Here is a 22,940-nt window from a genome sequence, read left to right as displayed (position 1 = left end):
GTGCTCTACCCGAAAAGTCGTATGGGTCTGGGCTTGACAGCCTGCTCCGCACGTTGGCTTGTGAGCGCGCTCGTTCTTGGCGTATGCTCGACCGCCTGTCTGTCCCAGTAAAAATAAGCGGAAATGCCACATGACTGACCTGAAAACTGCCGCGCTCGAATACCATGCCCAGCCCCGTCCGGGAAAGTTGAGCGTCGAGCTCACCAAGCCGACCGCCACCGCTCGTGACCTTTCTCTGGCCTATAGCCCGGGTGTCGCCGAGCCGGTTCGCGAAATCGCTCGCGATGCGGAGCTGGCTTACCGCTACACCGGCAAGGGCAACCTGGTGGCGGTTATCTCCGATGGCACCGCTATTCTCGGTCTGGGTAATCTCGGTCCGCTGGCTTCCAAGCCGGTAATGGAAGGCAAGGGCGTTCTGTTCAAGCGCTTCGCGGGTGTCGACGTATTCGACATCGAAGTCGACGCCGAGAGCCCGCAGGCCTTCATCGATACCGTCAAGCGCATCTCGATCACCTTCGGTGGCATCAACCTTGAAGACATCAAGGCGCCGGAGTGTTTCGAGATCGAGCGCGCGCTGATCGAGCAGTGCGACATCCCCGTCTTCCACGACGACCAGCACGGCACCGCCATCGTGACGGCGGCAGGCATGCTCAACGCACTGGAGATCGCCGGCAAGACGCTGGAACAGGCGAAGATCGTCTGTCTTGGTGCCGGCGCTGCCGCTACCTCATGCATGAAGCTGCTGGTCAGCATGGGCGCGAAGATCGAAAACATCTTCATGATCGACCGCAAGGGCGTGATCCACGCCGGCCGCGACGACCTCAACCAGTACAAGGCCGTGTTCGCCCACGAAACCGACAAGCGCACCCTGGATGACGCGCTCGATGGTGCTGATGTCTTCGTCGGCCTGTCGGGTGCCAACCTGCTGAGCCCGGAAGGCCTCAAGCGCATGGCGGCCAATCCGGTCGTGTTCGCTTGCTCCAACCCGGATCCGGAGATTAGTCCTGAGCTGGCGCATGCGACCCGTTCGGACGTGATCATGGCGACCGGTCGTTCCGATTACCCGAACCAGGTCAACAACGTCCTCGGCTTCCCGTTCATCTTCCGCGGTGCGCTGGACGTTCGTGCCAAGCGCATCAACGAAGAGATGAAGATCGCCGCCGCGCTGGCTCTCCGTGATCTGGCCAAGCTGCCGGTACCGGCCGAAGTTGCCGCTGCCTATGGTGTGGACAGCCTGGAGTTCGGTCGCGAGTACATCATTCCGAAGCCCATGGATCCGCGTCTGATCACGTTGGTATCGGATGCCGTGGCCAAGGCGGCGATCGAGAGTGGTGTGGCCACGCTGCCATACCCATCGCACTATCCGCTGCAGTCGGTCGGCGATGTGTTCAACGGCTGATTCGCTCTGAAAAAGAAAAACCCCGCCGAGGCGGGGTTTTTTTTGGCTGCGAAGTCCGCCTCTGGATCAGAACAGATCGAGTGGCGCGGCTTCGTCAGCGGGCAGCGGGCTGCCCGGCGCCTGGTAGCCAGGATCGAACTCGCCCATCGGCGGTGGTGAGTCTTCGCTCTTGAACACTTCGAAGTACGCATCGGGTGTGCTAGGCGTGGCAGCCCGGCCGCTGACAGGATCGATCCGCAGCTTGAGCAGTCCGTCGGGCTCAGCCGGAGGATGCTCAGGCATGTCCTTGAGCACGGCGCCCATGTAATTCATCCAGATCGGCAGCGCGACCGTTCCGCCATACTCGTTGCGTCCGAGGCTTTGCGGTTGATCGAAGCCGGCCCAAACGGTAGTGACCAGATCGGCGTTGTAGCCGGAGAACCAGCTGTCGATGGAGTCGTTGGTCGTGCCCGTCTTGCCGGCGATGTCGTCACGGCCCAAGGCTAGCGCGCGACGCCCGGTGCCTCGTTTGATCACATCCTGGAGCATGCTGGTCATGATGTAGGCGGTGCGTTCGTCGAGTACCTGTTCGGCAAAGTGCGGCGCGGCTGGCATTTGTTCACCGTCCGCAATGACCGGGTTGCTCTGCACCGGATGGACCTCGACATCTGCAGTCTGCGTTTCTCGCGGCGGGACGCGTGCCGGATTGGCTTCGAACAGCAGGTTGCCCTCGCGATCCTCTATTCGCTGGATCAGGTAGGGCTCGATCTTGTAGCCGCCGTTGGCGAAGGTGGTCCAGCCGGTGGCGATCTCCATTGGCGTGAGCGTTGCCGTGCCTAGCGCCAGGGAAAGATTGCGCGGCAGGTCCTGCGCGTTGAAGCCGAAGCGGGTGATGTAGTTGATCGTGTAGTCGACCCCCATGGTTTGCAGCAGCCGAATCGACACCAAGTTCCTGGACTTGTACAGCGCTTCGCGCATGCGGATCGGCCCTAGGAATGTGTTGTTGTCGTTCTTCGGCCGCCAGATGCGGTCCATGCCCTGCTCGACGAACACGATGGGCGAGTCGTTGACCAGGCTCGCCGCGGTATAACCGGCGTCCAGTGCGGCGCTATAAATGAACGGCTTGAAGCTGGAACCAGGTTGGCGCTTGGCCTGGATGGCACGGTTGTAATTGCTCTGCCCGAAGGAGAAACCGCCCGCCAGCGCTTCGATCGAACCATCCTCAGGGTCGAGCGAAACCAGTGCCGCTTGTGCCTGCGGAACCTGACTGAACACGGCGGCTTCGTCCTGCCAGCGAATGCGCACCACGTCTCCCGCCTTCACCACGTCCGCCGGACGCTGCGGGCGAGGCCCCATGCTATTGATGCCGAGGTACGGCCGGGCCCACTTCATGCTATCCCAGCTCACCGTGTGTTCCTGACCATCGCGGGTGATGACGAGGATTCCACTAGTCTCTACCTGGGTGACCGCGGCAGGCTGCAGGCCGGAAAGGCTTCGGTACTTGGCAAGTTCTTGAAGCCAGGTATCGCGGGGCGCGTTGGCAAGATTGGCTTCCGGCCCCCGATAGCCATGGCGCTGGTCGTACTCGATCAGTCCGCTGTTCAGTGCATTATTGGCCGCGATCTGGCGCTCGCTGGAAACCGTCGTGTAGACCCTGAAGCCATCCGTGTAGGCGGCGCTGCCGAAGCGGCCGACCATTTCTGCGCGTGCCATCTCGGCGATATAGGAGGCGTCGAGCTCCGGCGTTGCTCCGTGGTACCGAGCGGTCTCAGGTTCGGCCAGGGCCTGCCGATAGCTTGATTCATCCAGGGAGCCAAGGCGATACATGCGACCGAGGATCCAATCCCGTCGCTCCTTGCTGCGCGCCGGATTGACCAATGGGTTGAATGCGGATGGGGCCTTCGGCAGGCCGGCGATCATCGCCAGCTGGGCAACGCTCAGCTCGGAGATGGGCTTGCCGTAATAGACCTGAGCGGCGGCCTCGATTCCATAGGCGCGATTGCCGAGGTAGATCTTGTTGACGTACAGCTCGAGGATCTCGTTTTTGCTCAGCTCTCGCTCGATCTGCAGGGCCAGCAAAATTTCGTTGATTTTGCGTGAAAAGCTCCGCTCACTGGTCAGGAAGTAATTCTTTGCAACCTGCATGGTGATGGTGCTGCCACCGGTCTGAATCTGCCCGCTTTTCAATAATTGCGTGGCAGCGCGCATCAGGCCGGTTATGTCGACGCCATAATGATTGGCGAAATTGTCATCCTCCGCGGCAAGCAGCGCGTGGATGAAGGCTTGCGGTATGTCGTCGAAGCGAATGGGCGAGCGCCGCATCTCGCCAAACTCTGCGATCAGCTTGTCATCGGCGCTGTAGACTCGCAGCGGGATCTGGAGCTGGATGCTGCGAAGGGAATCGACCGAGGGCAGGTTAGGGCTGAGGTAGAGAAATGCACCGCTGATGCTGAGCAACAGGGCGCAAAAAACTGCGAAGCACGACCAGATAAGAAATTTCAAAAAACGCATCGGGGTTCTTGGAATCCAGGATTTGGGAGGGGGAGCGGCGACGATGCTGAAAGGGAAAACCGTTCACATTATATGCGCTTTTTTTGCCGGGTAGCCATTTGCGCTTCTGTCAAGGCTGTTATCTAATGTGGATAAACATAATTAATCCGTAAGTTGCGGATAAAGATAGGAAATCGGTCGTGCTAGGGCTCTTCACTAAGAAAGCGAACACGCTGCTTGGGATCGATATCAGTTCGACCTCAGTCAAGCTCCTCGAATTAAGTCGATCGGGTAATCGGTACCGCGTCGAGGCTTATGCCGTCGAGCCGCTACCGCCGAATGCCGTCGTCGAAAAGAACATCGCCGAGCTTGAGGGTGTCGGTCAGGCCCTGCAGCGACTCGTTGCCAAGGCCAAGACCGGCTGCAAGTCCGCTGTTGTCGCTGTCTCCGGGTCTGCCGTCATCACAAAGATGATTGAGATGGATGCCGGGCTTTCTGATGAAGAGCTCGAGAACCAGCTCAAGATCGAGGCAGATCAGTACATCCCCTACCCACTGGAGGAAGTCGCGATCGACTTCGAGGTGCAAGGTCCTGCGCCTCGCGCGCCTGGCAGGGTAGAAGTTCTCCTCGCCGCTTGCCGTAAGGAGAATGTCGAGATCCGTGAAGCCGCGCTGGCCTTGGCCGGACTTACCGCCAAAGTGGTGGATGTCGAGGCCTATGCGCTTGAGCGCTCCTACGGACTGCTTGCTTCACAGTTGGGTACAGGGCACGGCGAGCTGACCGTTGCCGTCGTCGACATCGGCGCGACCATGACAACCCTGAGCGTGCTGCATAACGGGCGTACCATCTACACGCGCGAGCAGCTGTTCGGTGGTCGCCAACTGACCGAAGAGATCCAGCGCCGCTACGGTCTGTCTCAGGAAGAAGCCGGCCTTGCCAAGAAGCAAGGCGGTCTCCCAGATGACTACGACAGTGAAGTCCTGCTTCCGTTCAAGGAGGCGGTGGTGCAGCAGGTATCCCGCTCGTTGCAGTTCTTCTTCGCTGCAGGGCAGTTTCACGACGTCGACTGCATCCTGCTCGCGGGCGGGACGGCCTCCATTCCGGGTCTCGATCACATGATTCAGCAAAAGATCGGAACGCAAACTCTAGTGGCTAATCCCTTCGCCGATATGGCTTTGAGCGGCAAGGTGAACGCCGGGGCGCTGGCTAGTGATGCGCCTGCATTAATGATTGCATGCGGTTTGGCGCTGAGGAGCTTTGACTGATGGCTCAGATCAACCTACTTCCGTGGCGCGAACAGCTGCGGGAAGAGCGTAAGCAGCGCTTTCTGGCTTCCCTCATGGGCGTACTTGTCGTCGCTGCCGGCTTGGTATTCCTAGGCGATCGCTATTTTCAGGGGGCGATCGAACAGCAGAATGCGAGGAACGAGTTCATCAAAAAAGAAATTGCAGTTCTGGATGCTCGGATCGCTGAAATCAAAGAGTTGAAGGAGCGTCGCCAGCAACTTCTGGAGCGAATGAAGATTATCCAGGACCTTCAGGGAAATCGCCCCATCATTGGTCGGGTATTCGATCAGCTCGTTAGAACGTTGCCCGAAGGTGTTTATTTCACGTCGCTCAAAATGACCGGAAAGAACATCGCGATCGTTGGTGCTGCTGAATCGAACAATCGGGTTTCAAACCTCATGCGTAATCTCGACGGCTCCGATTGGCTTGAAGCGCCGAATCTGAACGAGGTGAAGGCAGTCACTGCGGGGGCTGTCGATCAGGAAAATGTCTTCCAGTTGACAGTGCAGCAGACCCAGCCGGGCGCATCTACGGAAGGAGCTAAGCCATGAGTCTAGCTGAGTCGTTGGAAAGTCTTCGCAAGGTTGATCTTGCCGATCTGGATTTGAATAACCTGGGATCGTGGCCAGCGCCGGTCAAATTTATTACTGGTGTGATAGTGCTCGCGGCAGTACTCGGCCTGGGGTATTACTTTCACTTGCAGGATCTGCAGTTGCAACTCGAGCAGCACCGTGCTCAAGAGGTAACTCTAAAACAACAGTTTTCAACCAAGGCGTTTCAGGCCGCTAACCTAGAAGCTTACAAAGAGCAGATGGCCGAAATGGAAACATCATTCGGTGCGCTGCTTCGACAGCTGCCAAGCGATACTGAGGTCCCGGGGCTGCTGGAAGATATCACTCGTACTGGTTTAGGTAGCGGGTTGGAGTTCGAGGAGATCAAGTTGCAGCCCGAAGTGACTCAGCAGTTCTATATCGAACTGCCGATCAATATCAAGGTGATTGGCGGCTATCACGACTTGGCAACATTCGTAAGCGGCGTATCAAGTCTTCCGCGAATAGTTACCTTGCATGATTTCGAGATAGTTCCCGAAAAGGGTGAAACTGCTACATCGAAGTTGCGCATGAGCATCGTTGCCAAGACTTATCGCTATAACGACAAGGGGCTGCAGAAATGAAGGGGGGGCGACTGACTGCGCTGGGTCTGACCCTGGCGGTGCTTTCGGGCTGCAGTGGCAGTTCTGACTTCAACGACCTACAGCAGTATATGGATGAGGTGAGAATTAAGCCGAAGGGCACGATCGAACCTCTGCCGGCCTTCATCCCTTACGAGGCGTTCACCTATAGCGCAGCAGCGTTGCGTCATCCATTCCAGCCGCCCGTGAAGCTTGACTTGGCGCAGCGGCAGCGAGGTTCGAAGGACATCCAGCCCGACGAGTCGCGAGTCAAGCAGTTTCTCGAGGGGTTCAATATCGAGAATTTCACCATGGTTGGCACGCTGGCCAATGGAGGTGGCCGATATGCGCTGATCAAGGGGGGCGATGGTGTCCATCGAGTCAAGATTGGCGATTACCTGGGGCGTAACCACGGGCGCATCGTCGAAATCAGCGAGGCTGCGGTGGATGTGGTTGAAATCGTCCCTGATGGAGAGGGTGGGTGGCTTGAGCGCCCGCGCAGTCTGACCTTGAAAGAGCGCACCTAGCGCGGGGCAAAAGAATGGAAAACCTTTACCGGTCTGCACAACGGAAGCAATTTATGAACACTACCCTTTCTCGCCTGGGCGTATCTCTGCTGGCGGCATTTATATCGCCAGCACTGCTGGCGGCCAATCTCAACGCCTTGGATGTGGCTGCTTTGCCGGGCGATCGGGTTGAGTTGAAACTGGCATTTGACGAGCCTGTTGCGTCACCTCGTGGCTACACGCTGGATCAGCCTGCACGCATTGCTCTGGATCTTCCAGGCGTATCCAACAACCTGGGGGCCAAAAATCGGGAGCTGGGCGTTGGTAATGCGCGCAGCGTAACGGTCGTCGAGGCGCAAGGGCGCACCCGGCTCATCGTCAATCTGACCGCGCTTGTTCCGTATTCCACTCGAGTGGATGGGAACAATCTGTTTGTCGTGCTGGGAGAGAGCTCGGGGACGACCAGCCCTGCGGCTGCATCCGCCGCGGTCACTGCTCCGATTGCCAAGTCTGCTCCGGTAAAGCCGATGGCGGCCGGCAAGGCGATCGACAATATCGATTTTCGCCGCGGTGAGGATGGTGCCGGAAACGTGGTAATCACACTGTCCGATCCGTCGGTAGGTTCGACTATCGAAGAGCAGGGAGGAAAGATCCGCGTTGTGTTCGCCAAGGCGGAGCTGCCTGAAGCACTGCGTGTTCGGCTCGACGTTCAGGATTTCGCTACGCCGGTGAAGTTTGTCGACTCGACCGCTCAGGCAGGTGGTGCCAGTATCGCCATCGAGCCTACTGGGCGATACGATTATCTCGCCTACCAGACAGACAATAAGCTGACCATCAGCGTAAAGCCTCTTACAGAAGAAGAGGCCGATAAGCGCAAGGCAGACCGTTTCGCCTATTCCGGTGAAAAACTGTCGCTGAATTTCCAAGATATTGATGTTCGTTCCGTACTGCAGTTGATCGCTGATTTTACTGACCTGAACTTGGTTGCCAGCGATACCGTCAGTGGCAATATCACCCTTCGTTTGCAGAATGTGCCTTGGGATCAAGCGCTCGACCTGGTTTTGAAAACCAAGGGGCTGGATAAGCGGCAAGTCGGGAACGTGCTGCTCGTTGCGCCAGCTGACGAAATCGCTGCGCGTGAACGCCAGGAACTCGAGTCGCAGCGGCAGATTGCCGAGCTTGCACCGTTGCGTCGCGAGGTCGTGCAAGTCAACTATGCCAAGGCTGCGGACATTGCTCGCCTGTTCCAGTCAGTGACGAGCAACGGCGCCGTTGCAGAGGATCGTGGCTCTATAGCGGTGGATGATCGCACCAATAACATCATCGCTTATCAAACGCAGGAGCGACTTGACGAGCTGCGTCGCATAGTCGCTCAGCTCGACATTCCTGTGCGGCAAGTGATGATCGAGGCGCGCATCGTTGAGGCGAATGTGGGCTACGATAAAGCGCTTGGGGTTCGTTGGGGCGGAAACTACACCAACGACAATTGGGGCTTGTATGGCAAGGACGGTGCCATCGGTCGTGATGAAGATGGCGGTCGATATCTTCTCCCAGGTACAGACAAAGTCGGCAATTTTACCCTGGAAGATGCGTTGGCCCCGGTTCCATTTGTCGATCTAGGAGTGCTTAACAGCACCGCCGGTATTGGGATTGGCTATGTCTCGGACCATGGAATCCTAGACCTTCAATTGTCGGCTATGGAGAAAACCGGTAACGGTGAAGTCGTCTCCCAGCCAAAGGTGGTTACTGCGGATAAGGAAACGGCCAAAATCTTGAAAGGTGCGGAAATCCCCTACCAAGAAGCCAGTTCGAGTGGCGCAACGTCGACATCTTTCAAGGAGGCAGCCCTGTCGCTTGAGGTGACGCCGCAGATCACGCCGGACAACCGCATTATCATGGAGGTCAAGGTCACCAAGGATGCCCCTGATTTTGCTAACGCTCTGAATGGCGTGCCGCCGATCAACAAGAACGAAGTCAACGCCAAAGTTCTTGTTACCGATGGAGAAACAATCGTCATCGGTGGTGTATTCTCCAATAGCCAGATCAGCAGCATTGAAAAAGTGCCGTTCCTGGGTGACGTTCCGTTCGTTGGTCGCCTCTTCCGACGGGACATCGTGGAAGATAAAAAATCCGAGCTTCTGGTCTTCTTGACCCCTAGAATCCTCAACTATCGAGCGGTCGCCGTGGGCCAGTAATTGTTGCACAACTTCATCCTCATAGGCCCGATGGGAGCTGGTAAAAGCACCATCGGGCGCTTGTTAGCCAAAGAGCTGCGTCTGCCATTCAAGGATTCCGACAAGGAAATCGAGCAGCGGACCGGCGCCAGCATTCCTCTGATTTTCGATGTAGAGGGTGAGGCCGGTTTTCGCGAGCGTGAACGTGCAGTGATCGCCGATCTTTGTCAGCAGGACGGGGTGGTGCTCGCTACGGGTGGGGGCGCGGTGTTGCGCGAGGACAATCGCAAAGCACTTCGCTCCGGTGGTCGCGTCGTCTATCTCTGCACTTCTGTCGATCAGCAGCTCGAGCGCACTTCGCGCGACCGCAATCGTCCGTTGCTGCAGGCAAGCGATCCCCGTAGCGTTCTTGCTGGGCTCATGGCTATTCGCGACCCGCTGTACCGCTCCATTGCGGATATCATCATCGAGACAGACGAGCGTCCGCCCCGGCTGGTGGTCATGGAAATTCTCGATAGGCTCGCTTCATTGCCTCCCCGTGAAAGCCAGGATGAATCTGCGCTATCCTAGCCCCCTTTATTGTTGGGGGGCCCCATGCAGACTCTTCAGGTCGATCTCGGCGAGCGTAGCTATCCCATTCATATCGGCGAGCGATTGATCGATCGCAGCGATCTTTTTGCAAGCAAGATTCGCGGCCGTCAAGTCGCCATCGTGACCAATGAAACGGTTGCGCCACTGTACCTCGATCGTCTGACGAGCACGCTTTCCGGCTATGCCGTTACCCCCATAATCCTGCCTGATGGCGAAAGCCACAAGAATTGGGAGACGCTTCAGCTTATTTTCGACGCACTGCTCGGTGCTCGGCACGATCGCAATACAACGGTCGTGGCGTTGGGCGGCGGCGTCATCGGCGACATGGCGGGATTCGCAGCCGCCAGCTACCAGCGTGGTGTGGACTTCATCCAGGTGCCGACCACGCTTCTCTCGCAAGTGGACTCCTCGGTTGGTGGCAAGACCGGCATCAACCACCCACTGGGCAAGAACATGATCGGCGCGTTCTACCAGCCTCGTGCCGTGGTCATCGATACCACCACGTTGGCGACGTTGCCGTCTCGCGAGCTGTCTGCAGGGCTGGCTGAAGTTATCAAGTACGGGCTGATCTGCGACGAGCCCTTCCTGACCTGGCTTGAAGCCAATATCGATCGGATTCGCTCGCTGGATTCACTGGCGCTGACCGAGGCGATCCACCGTTCCTGTGCAGCCAAGGCCAAGGTGGTCAATGCGGACGAGCGAGAATCGGGTGTGCGCGCCACCCTCAACCTGGGCCATACCTTTGGCCATGCTATAGAGACTCATATGGGTTATGGGGTCTGGCTGCATGGTGAGGCGGTATCGGCGGGAACCGTGATGGCGCTTGAGATGTCCTCTCAGCTCGGCTGGATCGGCCAGGCGGATCGTGATCGCGCCATCCGGCTTTTGCAGCGAGCCGGGCTGCCGGTAGTGCCTCCTGCCGAGATGCAGCCGCAAGATTTCCTTGAGCACATGGCGGTGGACAAGAAGGTCCTGGATGGTCGCCTCCGTCTCGTGCTGCTTCGGCAGATGGGGGGGGCGGTTGTCACAGGCGACTTCCCTCGCGGCGTGCTCGAAACCACCTTGAGCGCCGATTACGGTGCTATGACGGAACACTTGGGAGTGTAAGAAAATTTCCATGAACAGTTTGTCCGCGGACGACGCGTTTCTGACTCACTATGGCTTCAGCCATGACCCTTTCGCGGCCCGTGTTCCGGGGTTCAAGTTCTTTCCCGCTCAGCGCAAGCCGGTGCTTGGGCAGCTGCACCACCTGGCCCGTTACAGCCAGTTGCTGTTGTTGGTGACCGGGCCGGAAGGCAGCGGCAAAACGTTGCTACGCCAGGCGCTTGTCGCCAGCAGCAACAAGCAGGCTGTGCAGAGCGTAGTCGTCACTCCGCAGAGCACCATGGACGCCAGTGCGCTGTTGGCGCAGATCGCTCAGGCACTCAACAGTCAGGACGCCGATTTCGATGGCATCATGGCGCAGGTAGTCCAGCTGGCTCTGACGGGGCAGGAAGTCTATCTGTTGGTGGATGATGCCGAGCGCCTGACTGGCGCTGCGGTGGAGACCCTGCTGCGTCTGGCTGCGGGGACACCTGAAGCGCGCCCGCACGTCTTTCTGTTTGGCGAGCCTGCGCTGGCCGGGCGACTTGAAGCCCTGAGCGAAGGCGAAGAACGACATCACGCTATCGCCTTGCAACCTTATGAAGAAGATGAGACGCGCGAGTATCTGGCGTTGCGGCTCGAAGGTGCGGGTAGCGGCATCGAGTGCCTGAACGAGGAGCAGATTGCGCGTATCCATGATCAGTCGGGCGGCTGGCCTGGAGCGATCAACCAGGTGGCGCGTGACGAACTTCTCGCGGCGATGCAGAGCAGTCGCGGACGGCGGAAGTCCAGCGGAATGGCATTGCCGCTGCCGAAGAAACATCTGTTGGCGGCGCTGGCCGTGATCGTGGTGGTCGCGATTGGCTTTCTGGTTCTGCGTGGTGGCGAGGGTGAGCGGTCGGTTGCGCCGCAAGCCACTCAGTTGCCGCTCGACGCTCCGGCGGGCTCATCAGCGGCTTCGTCTGAGCAGGGCGGGCAAACCGCGATCGAGTTCGATGGCGAGGAGCGGTCGTTGTCGCTGCCGCTGGGCGGTGATGCGCAGCCGGTGATTCGAGAGCCGCTCGCTGCCGCTGCAGGTGGCGAAGACGATGCTGAGGTTGCGCTTCCCGGTGCGCGCGAATCGACAATTCCTGCACCTGCACCTGCACCTGCACCTGCACCTGCACCTGCACCTGCACCTACACCTACACCTGCACCTGCACCTGTGGAGCGTGTCCAGCCTGCTCCGCCTGTTGCAACGGTGCCGACGCCGGCGCCGACACAGGCGCCTGCTCCGGCATCGCCGCAGGTGCGGCAGAATGTCGCTGAGCGTACGCCAGCGCCTACTGCTGCGCCCAGCGCTTCAGGCAATCGGTCTTGGTATGCCAGTCAGCCGGGCAGCAACTATCTGGTCCAGATCCTCGGGACACGTGTGGAAAAGAATGCTCAAGCGATCGTTCAGCAGCATGGCGCCAACTATCGCTACTTCACCAAGACGCACGAAGGCAAGCCGCTCTACGTCGTCACCTATGGCAATTTTGCCAACCGAGCGGCAGCGGTTGCAGCGGTGAAGTCGCTGCCCGCTTCGCTCCAGGCCGGCAAGCCATGGGTACGAAGTTTCGCCAGCGTCCAGCAGGAATTGGCGCCAGCTCGATAAAAAATGCCCCAAAAAAGTGCGCAACGCACTGTTTTGGGGCTTGCAAAAATAAATTGTGCCGATCTAGCGGGCTTTGTAAACTGCTCCCCCTTTTGCCCACGTGAATGACGGGGTGAGTCGCTGCGCCGTCAATAAGGGGTTGATTTACAACGCATTTAGCTGGTGGAGTGCCTATGAGAGCAGGTCTGTTTCGTCCTGAAGAGTTCAAGGATAACTGCGGCTTCGGTCTGATTGCCCACATGCAGGGCGAGGCAAGCCATCACCTGCTAAAGACTGCCATTCAGTCCCTGACATGCATGACTCACCGCGGCGGCATCAACGCCGATGGCAAGACCGGCGACGGCTGCGGTCTGTTGATGCAGAAGCCTGACGCCTTTCTGCGCGCGAAGGCCCTGGAGCATTTCAACGCCGAGCTGCCGGCCCAATATGCGGTTGGCATGGTCTTCCTCGATCAGGACGCCAGCAAGGCGGATCGCGCTCGTGCTCAGTTGAGCGAGGAAATCCAGGCGCAGGGGCTTACCCTGGTTGGCTGGCGTGAGGTCCCGGTGGACACCAGCGTTCTCGGGCAGCTGGCGCTCGAGCGTCTGCCGCGCATCGAGCAGGTGTTCGTTTCCGGCGAGGGCCTCGATGAGCGTCAGTTCGGCATCAAGCTGTTCTTCGCCCGCCGCCGCGCCGAAGTCGCACTGGCCGACGACAGCGCCTTCTACGTCTGCAGCCTCTCGGACAAGGACATCATCTACAAAGGCCTGATGATGCCGGCCGACCTGGCCCAGTTCTACCCGGACCTGGGTGACGAGCGCCTCGCGACCGCGATCTGCGTGTTCCACCAGCGTTTCTCCACCAACACTATGCCGCAGTGGCGGCTGGCTCAGCCGTTCCGCTTTCTTGCGCACAACGGCGAAATCAACACCATCACCGGTAACCGCAACTGGGCCCAGGCGCGCCGCCTGAAGTTCGCCAACGAATTGCTGCCGGATCTCGAAAGCCTGTCGCCGCTGATCAACCGCACCGGTTCTGACTCCTCGAGCATGGACAACATGCTCGAACTCTTGGTCACCGGAGGAATGGATCTGTTCCGTGGCCTGCGCATGATCATTCCGCCGGCCTGGCAGAACGTCGAGACCATGGACCCCGACCTGCGTGCCTTCTACGAATTCAACTCCATGCACATGGAACCCTGGGATGGCCCGGCCGGCGTGGTGCTGACCGATGGCCGCCACGCGGTTTGTCTGCTCGACCGCAACGGGCTGCGTCCGGCGCGCTGGGTAACCACCAAGAACGGCTATATCACCCTCGCGTCCGAAGTCGGCGTCTGGGATTACAAGCCGGAAGATGTGCTTGCCAAGGGTCGTGTCGGCCCGGGGCAGATCCTCGCGGTGGACACCCACACCGGCAAGGTGCTGCACACCGACGACATCGACAACCACCTGAAGGCGCAGCAGCCTTACAAGAAGTGGCTGCGGCAGAACGCGCTGCGCATCCAGTCGACGCTGGATGACAACGATCACGGTTCGGCCTTCTACGATGCCGACCAGCTCAAGCGGTACATGAAGATGTACCAGGTCACCTTCGAGGAGCGTGACCAGGTGCTGCGTCCGCTGGCCGAACAGGGCCAGGAAGCGGTCGGCTCGATGGGCGACGACACGCCCATGGCCGTGCTGTCGCGCCGCGTGCGTTCACCCTACGACTACTTCCGCCAGCAGTTCGCCCAGGTGACCAACCCGCCGATCGACCCGCTGCGCGAAGCCATCGTGATGTCGCTGGAAACCTGTCTGGGTGCCGAGCGCAACGTCTTCGAGGAAACCGCCGAACACGCCAATCGGGCGATCCTGACCACGCCGGTGATCTCGCCCGCCAAATGGCGCACGATCATGAACCTCGAGCGGCCCGGCTTCGAGCGTCTGGTCATCGACCTCAACTACGAGGAAGGTACCGGCCTCGAGGCGGCGATCCGCAACATCGCCGATCAGGCCGAAGAGGCCGTGCGCGGGGGCAAGGTGCTGCTGGTGCTGAGCGATCGGCACATCGCTCCGGGCAAGCTGCCGGTGCATGCTTCGCTGGCGGTCGGTGCGGTACACCACCGCCTGGTCGAGACCGGGCTGCGCTGCAGCTGCAACATCCTGGTGGAAACCGCCACTGCTCGCGATCCGCATCATTTCGCAGTGCTCATCGGTTTCGGTGCGACAGCTGTCTACCCGTTCCTCGCCTACGAAGTGCTGGGTGACCTGATCCGTACCGGCGAGGTGCTGGGCGATCTCTACGAAGTGTTCAAGCACTATCGCAAGGGCATCTCCAAGGGGCTGATGAAGATCATCTCCAAGATGGGCATCTCGACCATCGCGTCCTACCGCGGCGCGCAACTGTTCGAAGCCGTCGGCCTGTCCGACGAGGTCGTGGAGCTCAGCTTCCGCGGCGTCGCCAGTCGCATCAAGGGTGCCCGCTTCGAGGACCTCGAGGCCGAGCAGAAGGCGCTGGCGGCCGAAGCCTGGAGCAGCCGCAAGCCGATCCAGCAGGGTGGCCTGCTGAAGTTCGTCTACGGCGGCGAGTACCACGCCTACAACCCCGACGTGGTCAGCGCGCTGCAGCTCGCCGTGCAGAGCGGTGACTACAGCCGCTTCAAGGAGTACACCGCGCTGGTCGATCAGCGCCCGGTGGCGATGCTGCGTGACCTGCTCAAGGTCAAGCTGGCCGATCAGCCGCTGGCGCTGGAGGAAGTCGAGCCGCTGGATGCCATCCTCAAGCGCTTCGACTCCGCTGGTATCTCCCTGGGCGCTCTGTCGCCGGAAGCCCACGAGGCCATCGCCGCGGCGATGAACCGCATCGGGGCGCGTTCGAACTCCGGTGAGGGCGGTGAAGACCCGGCCCGCTACGGCACCGAGCGCAGCTCGAAGATCAAGCAGGTCGCAACCGGCCGCTTCGGTGTGACCCCGGAATACCTCGTCAACGCCGAAGTGCTGCAGATCAAGGTCGCTCAGGGCGCCAAGCCGGGTGAAGGCGGCCAGCTGCCCGGAGGCAAGGTCAATGGCCTGATCGCGCGTCTGCGTTACGCCGTGCCCGGCGTGACCCTGATCTCCCCGCCGCCGCACCATGACATCTATTCCATCGAGGACCTCGCGCAGCTGATCTTCGACCTCAAGCAGGTCAATCCGCAGGCGCTGGTGTCCGTCAAGCTGGTGGCCGAGCCGGGCGTGGGCACCATCGCCGCCGGCGTGGCCAAGGCCTACGCCGACCTGATCACCATCTCCGGTTACGACGGCGGCACCGGTGCCTCGCCGCTGACCTCGATCCGCTATGCCGGTTCGCCGTGGGAGCTGGGCCTGGCGGAAACCCACCAGACCCTGCGCGGCAATGACCTGCGGGGCAAGGTCCGGGTGCAGACCGATGGTGGCCTGAAGACTGGCCTGGACGTGATCAAGGCCGCGATCCTCGGCGCCGAAAGCTTCGGCTTCGGGACCGCGCCGATGATCGCCCTGGGCTGCAAGTACCTGCGCATCTGCCACCTGAACAACTGCGCCACCGGCGTCGCAACTCAGAACGAGCAGCTGCGCAAGGATCACTTCATCGGCACGGTCGACATGGTGGTCAACTTCTTCCAGTTCGTCGCCGAGGAAACCCGCGAGTGGCTGGCCAAGCTGGGCGTGCGCAGCCTCGGCGAGCTGATCGGCCGTACCGATCTGCTCGAAGTGCTGCCGGGCGACACCGCCAAGCAGAACAACCTCGACCTGACGCCGCTGCTCGGCGGCAGCAACATCCCGGCCGACAAGCCGCAGTTCTGCGAAGTGGAGAAGAACCCGCCGTTCGACCAAGGGTTGCTGGCAGAAGAAATGGTCAAGCTGGCCAAGAGTGCCATCGACGCCAAGAGCGGCGGCGAGTTCGAACTGGAGATCTGCAACTGCGACCGTTCCATCGGTGCGCGCGTCTCCGGCGAGATCGCCCGTCAGCATGGCAACCAGGGCATGAAGGATGCGCCGATTACCTTCCGCTTCAAAGGCACGGCGGGGCAGAGCTTCGGCGTCTGGAACGCCGGCGGCCTGAACCTGTACCTGGAAGGCGACGCCAACGACTACGTCGGCAAGGGTATGACCGGCGGCAAGCTGGTGGTCACCCCGCCGCAGGGCGCTGCCTATCGTTCGCAGGATTCGGCCATCATCGGCAATACCTGCCTGTACGGCGCCACCGGTGGCAAGCTGTTCGCCGCCGGTACTGCCGGTGAGCGTTTCGCCGTGCGCAACTCCGGCGCCCATGCGGTCGTCGAGGGTACCGGTGACCACTGCTGCGAGTACATGACCGGCGGTTTCGTCTGTGTGCTGGGCAAGACCGGGCACAACTTCGGTTCCGGCATGACCGGTGGTTTCGCCTATGTACTGGACATGGACAACAGCTTCGTCGACCGCGTGAACAACGAACTGGTCAACCTGCAGCGCATCACCGGCGAGGCGATGGAAGCCCATCGCAGCCATCTGCAGGATGTGCTGCGCGAGTACGTTGCCGAAACCGCGAGCGAGTGGGGGGCAGAACTGCTGGATAATCTTGACGACTATCTGCGTCGTTTCTGGCTGGTCAAGCCCAAGGCGGCCAACCTGGCCTCGCTGCTGTCGAGCACCCGGGCCAACCCGCAATAACAAGAAGCCGCTTCAGGCAGCGGCCCCGCCTTGGCTGGGGCCGCTGCTCACCCTGATTGTCTTGCAGCCGTATGTATCGTCTACGGCCGCTGTTGAGAGGTTATGAAATGACTGAACGTCTGAATAACGACTTCCAGTTCATCGAGGTCGGGCGCAAGGATCCGAAGAAGAAGCTGCTGCGCCAGCGCAAGAAGGAGTTCGTCGAGATTTACGAACCCTTCAAGCCGCAGCAGGCTTGCGAGCAGGCCCATCGCTGCCTGGGCTGCGGCAACCCCTATTGCGAGTGGAAATGCCCGGTCCACAACTACATCCCCAACTGGCTCAAGCTGGTTTCCGAGGGCAACATCCTCGCCGCTGCCGAGCTGGCTCATCAGACCAACACCCTGCCGGAAGTCTGTGGCCGCGTATGCCCACAGGATCGCCTCTGCGAAGGTGCCTGCACGCTGAATGACGGTTTCGGTGCGGTGACCATCGGCTCGGTAGAGAAGTACATCGCCGACACCGCCTTCGCCATGGGCTGGCGGCCGGACATGTCCAAGGTCAAGCCGACCGGCAAGAAGGTCGCCATCATCGGTGCCGGCCCGGCGGGCCTCGGTTGCGCGGATATCCTCGTGCGCAACGGCGTGACCCCGGTAGTGTTCGACAAGAACCCCGAGATCGGTGGCCTGCTGACCTTCGGCATCCCTGAGTTCAAGCTGGAAAAGACCGTGCTCAGCCGCCGCCGCGAGATCTTCAGCGGCATGGGCATCGAGTTCCGCCTGAACACCGAGGTGGGCAAGGACATCAGCATCGATCAGCTGCTGGCTGACTACGATGCCGTATTCATGGGCATGGGCACTTACACCTACATGAAGGGCGGCTTCCCTGGCGAGGATCTGCCAGGGGTGTACGACGCGCTGGATTTCCTCATCGCCAACGTCAACCGCAACCTCGGCTTCGAAAAGTCCGCCGAGGACTTCATCGATATGAAGGGGAAGAAGGTCGTGGTTCTGGGTGGTGGTGATACCGCGATGGACTGCAACCGGACTTCCATCCGCCAGGGCGCCAAGAGCGTGACCTGTGCCTATCGTCGTGATGCGGCAAACATGCCGGGTTCGCGCCGTGAAGTGAAGAACGCCAAGGAAGAGGGTGTGAAGTTCCTCTTCAATCGCCAGCCCATCGCCATCGTCGGCGAAGGCAAGGTCGAAGGTGTGAAGGTGGTCGAGACCCGTCTCGGCGCGCCGGATGCCCGTGGCCGCCGCAGCCCCGAGCCGATCCCGGGCTCCGAGCAGGTGCTGCCTGCCGATGCGGTGGTCATTGCCTTCGGTTTCCGGCCAAGCCCGGCACCGTGGTTCGAGGGCCAGGGTATCCAACTGGACAACCAGGGCCGCGTCGTCGCCCCGGAGCAGGGTCAGTTCAAGCACCAGACCAGCAACCCGAAGATCTTCGCCGGTGGCGATATGGTTCGCGGCTCCGATCTGGTGGTGACCGCGATCTACGAAGGGCGCCAGGCTGCCGAAGGCATCATGGACTACCTCGGCGTCTGATCGGTGTTGATCGAGCGCCGACAGGGGCTCGGAACGGCCTGATTTGAATCAAGCCCAAAGGTAAAAGGCACGGCACTCGCCGTGCCTTTTTTTTTCCGCTTTGCGACAATGCACGGCACTTTTTCGCTGGAACCCTGCCATGACTGCCTTGAAGAACGACCGCTTCCTTCGTGCCCTGCTCAAGCAGCCTGTCGACGTCACCCCGGTGTGGATGATGCGCCAGGCCGGCCGTTATCTGCCCGAATACCGGGCCAGCCGCGCCAAGGCCGGTGACTTCATGAGCCTGTGCATGAATCCGGAGCTCGCCTGCGAGGTGACTCTGCAGCCGCTGGATCGCTATCCGCTGGATGCTGCGATCCTGTTCTCCGATATCCTCACCGTGCCGGACGCCATGGGGCTCGGCCTGTACTTCGAGACCGGCGAAGGTCCGCGCTTCAAGAAGGTGGTGAGCAGTGCGGCGGACATCGAGGCGCTACCGATTCCCGATCCGGAGAAGGATCTGGGCTACGTGATGGACGCGGTGCGTACCATTCGCCGCGAACTCAACGGCCGCGTACCGCTGATCGGTTTCTCCGGAAGTCCGTGGACCCTGGCGACCTACATGGTCGAAGGCGGCTCCTCGAAGGACTTCCGCAAATCCAAGGCGATGCTCTACGAAAACCCGCAGGCAATGCACGCCTTGCTGGACAAGCTGGCCCAGTCGGTTACCAGCTACCTCAACGGCCAGATCCTGGCCGGCGCCCAGGCCGTGCAAATCTTCGATTCCTGGGGTGGCAGCCTGTCGGCCGCGGCCTATCAGGAGTTCTCCCTGGCCTATATGCGCAAGATCGTAGACGGTCTGATCCGCGAGCATGACGGCCGCCGCGTGCCGGTGATCCTGTTCACCAAGGGTGGCGGGCTGTGGCTGGAGTCCATGGCCGACGCTGGTGCCGAAGCGCTGGGGCTGGACTGGACCTGCGACATCGGCGAGGCGCGCCGCCGCGTCGGTGACAAGGTGGCGCTGCAGGGCAACATGGACCCGAGCGTGCTTTATGCCAAGCCCGACGCCATCCGCGCCGAGGTCGCGCGTATCCTGGCGAGCTTCGGTCATGGCAATGGCCACGTGTTCAACCTGGGCCACGGCATCACGCCGGAAGTCGATCCAGCCCATGCCGGCGCCTTCATCGAGTCGGTGCACGAACTGTCCGGGCAATACCACGCCTGATTTTTCAACGGCTCGAAACGAAACGCCCCGCATCAGCGGGGCGTTCTGCATTGCGGGCTCAGTGTGCCGTCTGCGGCTCCGGCAACGGACGCAGGCGCGCCAGGTGCAGCGCCACGGCGAAGGCGATCAGCAGCAGCGAGGCGATGAACAGGCCGACGCCATCCCAGCCGGCGGCATGCCAGAAGACCCCACCCAGCGTGCCGGCGATGCTGGAGCCCAGGTAGTAACTGAACAGATAGAGCGAGGAGGCCTGGCCGCGCGCCTGCCGGGCGCGGCGGCCAATCCAGCTGCTGGCAACCGAGTGGGCGCCGAAGAAGCCGAAGGTGAACAGCAGCATGCCCAGCAGCACCAGCGGCAGCCGGTCGAACAGGGTCAGGCTCACGCCTGCCAGCATCAGGGCGATCACCAGCCAGAACACCCGGCGCCGGCCGAAACGATCGGCCAGTGCGCCGACTTGAGCCGAGCTGTAGATACCCGACAGGTAGAGCACCGCCAGCAGACCGATCATGGTCTGGCTGAGGTGGAACGGCTCGGCAATCAATCGATAGCCGATATAGTTGTACAGCGTGACGAAGCTGCCCATTAGCAGAAAGCCCTGCAGGAACAGCCAGGGCAGGCCGGCATCGCGGAAGTGCAGGCGGTAGCCCTGCAGCAATCCCTGCGGGCGCAGCGGTCGCGGACGGAAGTGCCGCGATTCCGGTAGAAAGCGCCAGAGCAGCAGGGCCGCCAGCAGCGCCAGCCCGCCCATCAGTCCCAGCACGCTATGCCAAGACAGGTAGTCCACCAGCACGCCGCTCAGCAAGCGTCCGCTCATGCCGCCGATGGCGTTGCCGCCGATGTACAGCCCCATTGCCAGGCCCAGATGGTGGGGATGGATCTCCTCGCTCAGGTAGGTCATCGCCACTGCAGCCACGCCGCTGAGCGCCAGGCCGACCAGTGCGCGCATCAGCAGAACGCCATGCCAGCTGGGCGCCAGCGCACTACCGACGGTGAACACCGCGGCAGCGAGCAGGGAGGCGACCAGCACCTGCTTGCGGCCGATGGCATCGGAGATCGGCCCGGTGATCAGCAGGCCGACGGCCAGGGTCAGCGTCGAGAGCGAAAGGATCAAGCTGCTCTGCGCTGCGTTGATGCCGAATGCCTGCGACAGCATGGGCATCATCGGCTGCACGCAGTAGAGCAGGGCGAAGGTGGCGAAGCCGCCGGCGAACAGCGCCAGGGCGGTGCGCGCGAAGCGCGGGGTGCCTTTCTCTGTATGGCTGATGGGCGCGCCAGGCGCCGGTATCTCTGCTGACGCGTCGCTGGCGTCGTGCGTACTGCTCACGATGAAGACCTCTGTCCGATTCGCTTTTTCCGGCCAAAAGCGGCCCGTTACACCTGTGATCGCTTTTTCGATCGACGGGCGCGATTGCTGTTGTTTGGGTTTATGGGAGAAATGATAGGAAGCTTTGTTTAAGCTATCCAATATATTATTCGACCTGAATGATATGTTTTGCGACTCATAAGGAGCCCCTCATGGAGCTGCGTCATCTTCGCTACTTCGTGGCGGTCGCCGAGGAACTGCACTTCGGTCGCGCCGCCGAACAGCTGCGCATTTCACAGCCGCCGTTGAGCCAGCAGATCCAGGCGCTGGAACAGGAACTCGGCGTAAGGCTGTTCGATCGGACCAACCGGCGCGTGGCGTTGACCGACGCGGGCCGGCTGTTTCTCGAGGAAACGCGGCGCACGCTCGCGCAGGTCGACAAGTCGGTAGACGTGGCCAGGCGCGCCGAACAGGGCGAGATCGGCGAGCTCAAGGTGGGGTTCACCTCATCGGCGCCGTTCACCTCGATCCTGCCGCGGGCGATTCTGGCCTTTCGCCGCACCTTTCCTGCGGTGCATCTGGATTTGCAGGAGATGACCAGCAAGCAGGTGGTCGATGCCGTGCAGGACGAGACGCTGCAAGTCGGCATGATTCGCCCGTTCGCGTTGCCGGCGGGCCTGCAGACCGTCGAGCTGTTCAGTGAGCCGCTGGTGGCGCTGATGCATGCGGGACACCGGCTGGCGGATGCCGGGGACGAGGGGCTGACACTGGCTGATTTGGCCGAGGAGCCCTTCGTGTTCTTCCCGCGCAGCTACGGTACGGGGCTGTACGACCAGTTGCTCAGCCTGGCGCGCCGTGCGGGCTTCAATCCACGCATTGCCCAGGAGGCGAACGAGGCGCTGACCATCATCGGCCTGGTCGCCGCCGGGCTGGGAGTGTCGGTGTTGCCGGCGTCGTTCCAGCGCATCCGCATCGACGGCGTGCGCTTCCGCACCCTGCAGGACAAGGATGCGACCACCGCCGTCTGGCTGGTCAAACGCCGGCAGGAGCAGTCGCCGTTGGCGCAGGCCTTCATGGAGCTGGTAACGCGCGAGGCCTCCGCGCAGCGCTAGGCGTTCGCTCAGGGCTGCTTGTAGTGGCCGGGTGTATCGCCCTTCTCGTGCTTGTGCACACGGGTCACGCGGATGTCGGTGATGCCCATGACTTCGGCCTGCTCCAGCAGCTGCGCCTCGTCGGCATCGGCCTTCGGCATCACCAGGCTGTTCTCGGCGTCGGCATTGTGCAGCTGGATGAGGTGCCGCGCCGCCTCGCCCTGGGACAGGCTGTCGACGTCGGCGTCATAGGTCTCGGCGCGCGGATCGTTCTGGTAGATGTAGTTGATTTCGAAGGTGTGCGAAGACTTGCCGAACATGAGGCGCTCCCGTGGAGGTCACTGATGTTCAGTGGACTCGACGGCAACGGCAAACGTTCCAGCAGACGGTCGGTCGCGGTAGAGCCGATGCCTTGGCCAGCGCATCGGCAGGGATGCTTACTTGACGTTGGCCAGATCGCCCTTGAGGGCAACGCCGGCCATGATGGCGCCAGCATGGCACTCGTACTTCTGACTGTCCTTGTATTCGACATGCTTGTAGTTGCTGGCGATGTTCACCACCGCATTGGCACCGGCGGCCTTGGCGGCCTGCTGCATGGCGATCAGCGCCGATTGCAGCGCCCAGCTGCAGGCGCCTTCGTCGGTCTTGTTGAACGCATTGGTCTTCTTGCTGGTGGTAACGCCGCTGCGCACGACCGTGGCATTACCCGGCGTCTTGCCGGCCAGGTAGAACTTGACGCTGCCATCCAGTCGACCGGCCTGGGTCGCTTCGGCAACCACGGCATCGAAGGGCAGGTAGTGAGTGGTGTCACGGGCCTGGCTGATGCCGGGCAGCACCAGAAGGGTCAGCGCTGTGCCTATCCATGCGGTTGTTTTCATC

Annotated in this window: 17 protein-coding genes; 13 read left to right on the top strand and 4 right to left on the bottom strand. The window is 61.1% G+C overall.

Annotated elements, in window-relative coordinates:
* Positions 1 to 130: 130 nt before the first annotated feature.
* Positions 131 to 1,399: a malic enzyme-like NAD(P)-binding protein gene (locus ACVRRC_RS00440; protein ID WP_011911783.1), complete on the top strand. Its 1,269-nt coding sequence runs from the start codon at positions 131 to 133 to the stop codon at positions 1,397 to 1,399.
* Positions 1,400 to 1,465: 66 nt separating this feature from the next.
* Here ACVRRC_RS00440 and ACVRRC_RS00435 read toward each other — a convergent pair whose 3' ends face one another.
* The gene (locus ACVRRC_RS00435) at positions 1,466 to 3,889 is read right to left on the bottom strand and encodes a penicillin-binding protein 1A (protein ID WP_472996497.1); all 2,424 of its coding nucleotides are present in this window, start codon (positions 3,887 to 3,889) and stop codon (positions 1,466 to 1,468) included.
* 179 nt (positions 3,890 to 4,068) lie between these two features.
* Here ACVRRC_RS00435 and ACVRRC_RS00430 point away from each other — a divergent pair, with 179 nt between their 5' ends.
* The 11 genes from ACVRRC_RS00430 (at position 4,069) to hemE (ending at position 19,667) form a co-directional block, all read left to right on the top strand.
* Positions 4,069 to 5,133, top strand: a complete 1,065-nt coding sequence (locus tag ACVRRC_RS00430; RefSeq protein WP_019405683.1) for a pilus assembly protein PilM — start codon at positions 4,069 to 4,071, stop codon at positions 5,131 to 5,133.
* Positions 5,133 to 5,705, top strand: a complete 573-nt coding sequence (gene pilN, locus ACVRRC_RS00425) for a type 4a pilus biogenesis protein PilN (RefSeq protein WP_045159371.1) — start codon at positions 5,133 to 5,135, stop codon at positions 5,703 to 5,705. The genes ACVRRC_RS00430 and pilN overlap by 1 nt, the downstream gene beginning before the upstream one ends.
* Complete coding sequence (gene pilO / locus ACVRRC_RS00420; RefSeq protein WP_020307760.1) at positions 5,702 to 6,328, top strand: type 4a pilus biogenesis protein PilO; 627 nt, start codon at positions 5,702 to 5,704, stop codon at positions 6,326 to 6,328. The genes pilN and pilO overlap by 4 nt, the downstream gene beginning before the upstream one ends.
* The gene (pilP, locus tag ACVRRC_RS00415) at positions 6,325 to 6,852 is read left to right on the top strand and encodes a type 4a pilus biogenesis lipoprotein PilP (RefSeq protein ID WP_014595707.1); all 528 of its coding nucleotides are present in this window, start codon (positions 6,325 to 6,327) and stop codon (positions 6,850 to 6,852) included. The genes pilO and pilP overlap by 4 nt, the downstream gene beginning before the upstream one ends.
* Positions 6,853 to 6,905: 53 nt before the next feature.
* On the top strand, positions 6,906 to 9,026 hold the full coding sequence (locus ACVRRC_RS00410; RefSeq protein WP_181119374.1) for a type IV pilus secretin PilQ: 2,121 nt from the start codon (positions 6,906 to 6,908) through the stop codon (positions 9,024 to 9,026).
* Positions 9,027 to 9,029: 3 nt separating this feature from the next.
* A complete protein-coding gene (gene aroK / locus ACVRRC_RS00405) occupies positions 9,030 to 9,575 on the top strand; it encodes a shikimate kinase AroK (RefSeq protein WP_017244294.1) in 546 nt (181 codons plus the stop codon).
* Between the two features lie 24 nt (positions 9,576 to 9,599).
* Entirely contained in the window at positions 9,600 to 10,703 is a 1,104-nt protein-coding gene (aroB, locus tag ACVRRC_RS00400; protein ID WP_472996495.1) for a 3-dehydroquinate synthase, read from the top strand.
* 10 nt (positions 10,704 to 10,713) lie between these two features.
* Positions 10,714 to 12,315: an AAA family ATPase gene (locus ACVRRC_RS00395; RefSeq protein ID WP_472996493.1), complete on the top strand. Its 1,602-nt coding sequence runs from the start codon at positions 10,714 to 10,716 to the stop codon at positions 12,313 to 12,315.
* A 173-nt stretch (positions 12,316 to 12,488) separates the two neighbouring features.
* The gene (gene gltB / locus ACVRRC_RS00390; RefSeq protein WP_472996492.1) at positions 12,489 to 16,937 is read left to right on the top strand and encodes a glutamate synthase large subunit; all 4,449 of its coding nucleotides are present in this window, start codon (positions 12,489 to 12,491) and stop codon (positions 16,935 to 16,937) included.
* A 107-nt stretch (positions 16,938 to 17,044) separates the two neighbouring features.
* Positions 17,045 to 18,463, top strand: a complete 1,419-nt coding sequence (locus ACVRRC_RS00385) for an FAD-dependent oxidoreductase (RefSeq protein ID WP_014595713.1) — start codon at positions 17,045 to 17,047, stop codon at positions 18,461 to 18,463.
* Positions 18,464 to 18,602: 139 nt separating this feature from the next.
* Positions 18,603 to 19,667 carry a uroporphyrinogen decarboxylase gene (hemE, locus tag ACVRRC_RS00380; RefSeq protein WP_014595714.1) on the top strand — a complete coding sequence of 355 codons (1,065 nt, stop codon included), beginning with the start codon at positions 18,603 to 18,605 and terminating at the stop codon, positions 19,665 to 19,667.
* A gap of 58 nt (positions 19,668 to 19,725) precedes the next feature.
* Here hemE and ACVRRC_RS00375 read toward each other — a convergent pair whose 3' ends face one another.
* Positions 19,726 to 20,952, bottom strand: coding sequence for an MFS transporter (locus ACVRRC_RS00375; protein WP_411848501.1), 1,227 nt, complete (start codon positions 20,950 to 20,952; stop codon positions 19,726 to 19,728).
* 230 nt (positions 20,953 to 21,182) lie between these two features.
* On the opposite strand from ACVRRC_RS00375, the gene ACVRRC_RS00370 reads away from it, so the two are divergent.
* A complete protein-coding gene (locus ACVRRC_RS00370) occupies positions 21,183 to 22,082 on the top strand; it encodes a LysR family transcriptional regulator (RefSeq protein ID WP_017244300.1) in 900 nt (299 codons plus the stop codon).
* An 8-nt stretch (positions 22,083 to 22,090) separates the two neighbouring features.
* Here ACVRRC_RS00370 and ACVRRC_RS00365 read toward each other — a convergent pair whose 3' ends face one another.
* The gene (locus ACVRRC_RS00365; RefSeq protein ID WP_013981662.1) at positions 22,091 to 22,381 is read right to left on the bottom strand and encodes a hypothetical protein; all 291 of its coding nucleotides are present in this window, start codon (positions 22,379 to 22,381) and stop codon (positions 22,091 to 22,093) included.
* Between the two features lie 117 nt (positions 22,382 to 22,498).
* Complete coding sequence (locus ACVRRC_RS00360) at positions 22,499 to 22,939, bottom strand: hypothetical protein (RefSeq protein ID WP_045159379.1); 441 nt, start codon at positions 22,937 to 22,939, stop codon at positions 22,499 to 22,501.
* Position 22,940: the final 1 nt, after the last annotated feature.

This window comes from Stutzerimonas sp. LR2, from assembly GCF_055755175.1.
The sequence above is the reverse complement of the archived record's forward strand: the minus strand, read 5'-3'. Positions and strand labels throughout refer to the sequence as shown.

Excerpts from the sequence above, each read along its gene's own strand:
- ACVRRC_RS00440 (WP_011911783.1), top strand. The coding sequence starts at position 131 with ATGACTGACCTGAAAACTGCCGCGCTCGAATACCATGCCCAGCCCCGT.
- ACVRRC_RS00435 (WP_472996497.1), bottom strand. The coding sequence starts at position 3,889 with ATGCGTTTTTTGAAATTTCTTATCTGGTCGTGCTTCGCAGTTTTTTGC.
- pilN (WP_045159371.1), top strand. The coding sequence starts at position 5,133 with ATGGCTCAGATCAACCTACTTCCGTGGCGCGAACAGCTGCGGGAAGAG.
- pilO (WP_020307760.1), top strand. The coding sequence starts at position 5,702 with ATGAGTCTAGCTGAGTCGTTGGAAAGTCTTCGCAAGGTTGATCTTGCC.
- pilP (WP_014595707.1), top strand. The coding sequence starts at position 6,325 with ATGAAGGGGGGGCGACTGACTGCGCTGGGTCTGACCCTGGCGGTGCTT.
- ACVRRC_RS00410 (WP_181119374.1), top strand. The coding sequence starts at position 6,906 with ATGAACACTACCCTTTCTCGCCTGGGCGTATCTCTGCTGGCGGCATTT.
- aroB (WP_472996495.1), top strand. The coding sequence starts at position 9,600 with ATGCAGACTCTTCAGGTCGATCTCGGCGAGCGTAGCTATCCCATTCAT.
- ACVRRC_RS00395 (WP_472996493.1), top strand. The coding sequence starts at position 10,714 with ATGAACAGTTTGTCCGCGGACGACGCGTTTCTGACTCACTATGGCTTC.
- gltB (WP_472996492.1), top strand. The coding sequence starts at position 12,489 with ATGAGAGCAGGTCTGTTTCGTCCTGAAGAGTTCAAGGATAACTGCGGC.
- ACVRRC_RS00385 (WP_014595713.1), top strand. The coding sequence starts at position 17,045 with ATGACTGAACGTCTGAATAACGACTTCCAGTTCATCGAGGTCGGGCGC.
- hemE (WP_014595714.1), top strand. The coding sequence starts at position 18,603 with ATGACTGCCTTGAAGAACGACCGCTTCCTTCGTGCCCTGCTCAAGCAG.
- ACVRRC_RS00370 (WP_017244300.1), top strand. The coding sequence starts at position 21,183 with ATGGAGCTGCGTCATCTTCGCTACTTCGTGGCGGTCGCCGAGGAACTG.
- ACVRRC_RS00365 (WP_013981662.1), bottom strand. The coding sequence starts at position 22,381 with ATGTTCGGCAAGTCTTCGCACACCTTCGAAATCAACTACATCTACCAG.
- ACVRRC_RS00360 (WP_045159379.1), bottom strand. The coding sequence starts at position 22,939 with ATGAAAACAACCGCATGGATAGGCACAGCGCTGACCCTTCTGGTGCTG.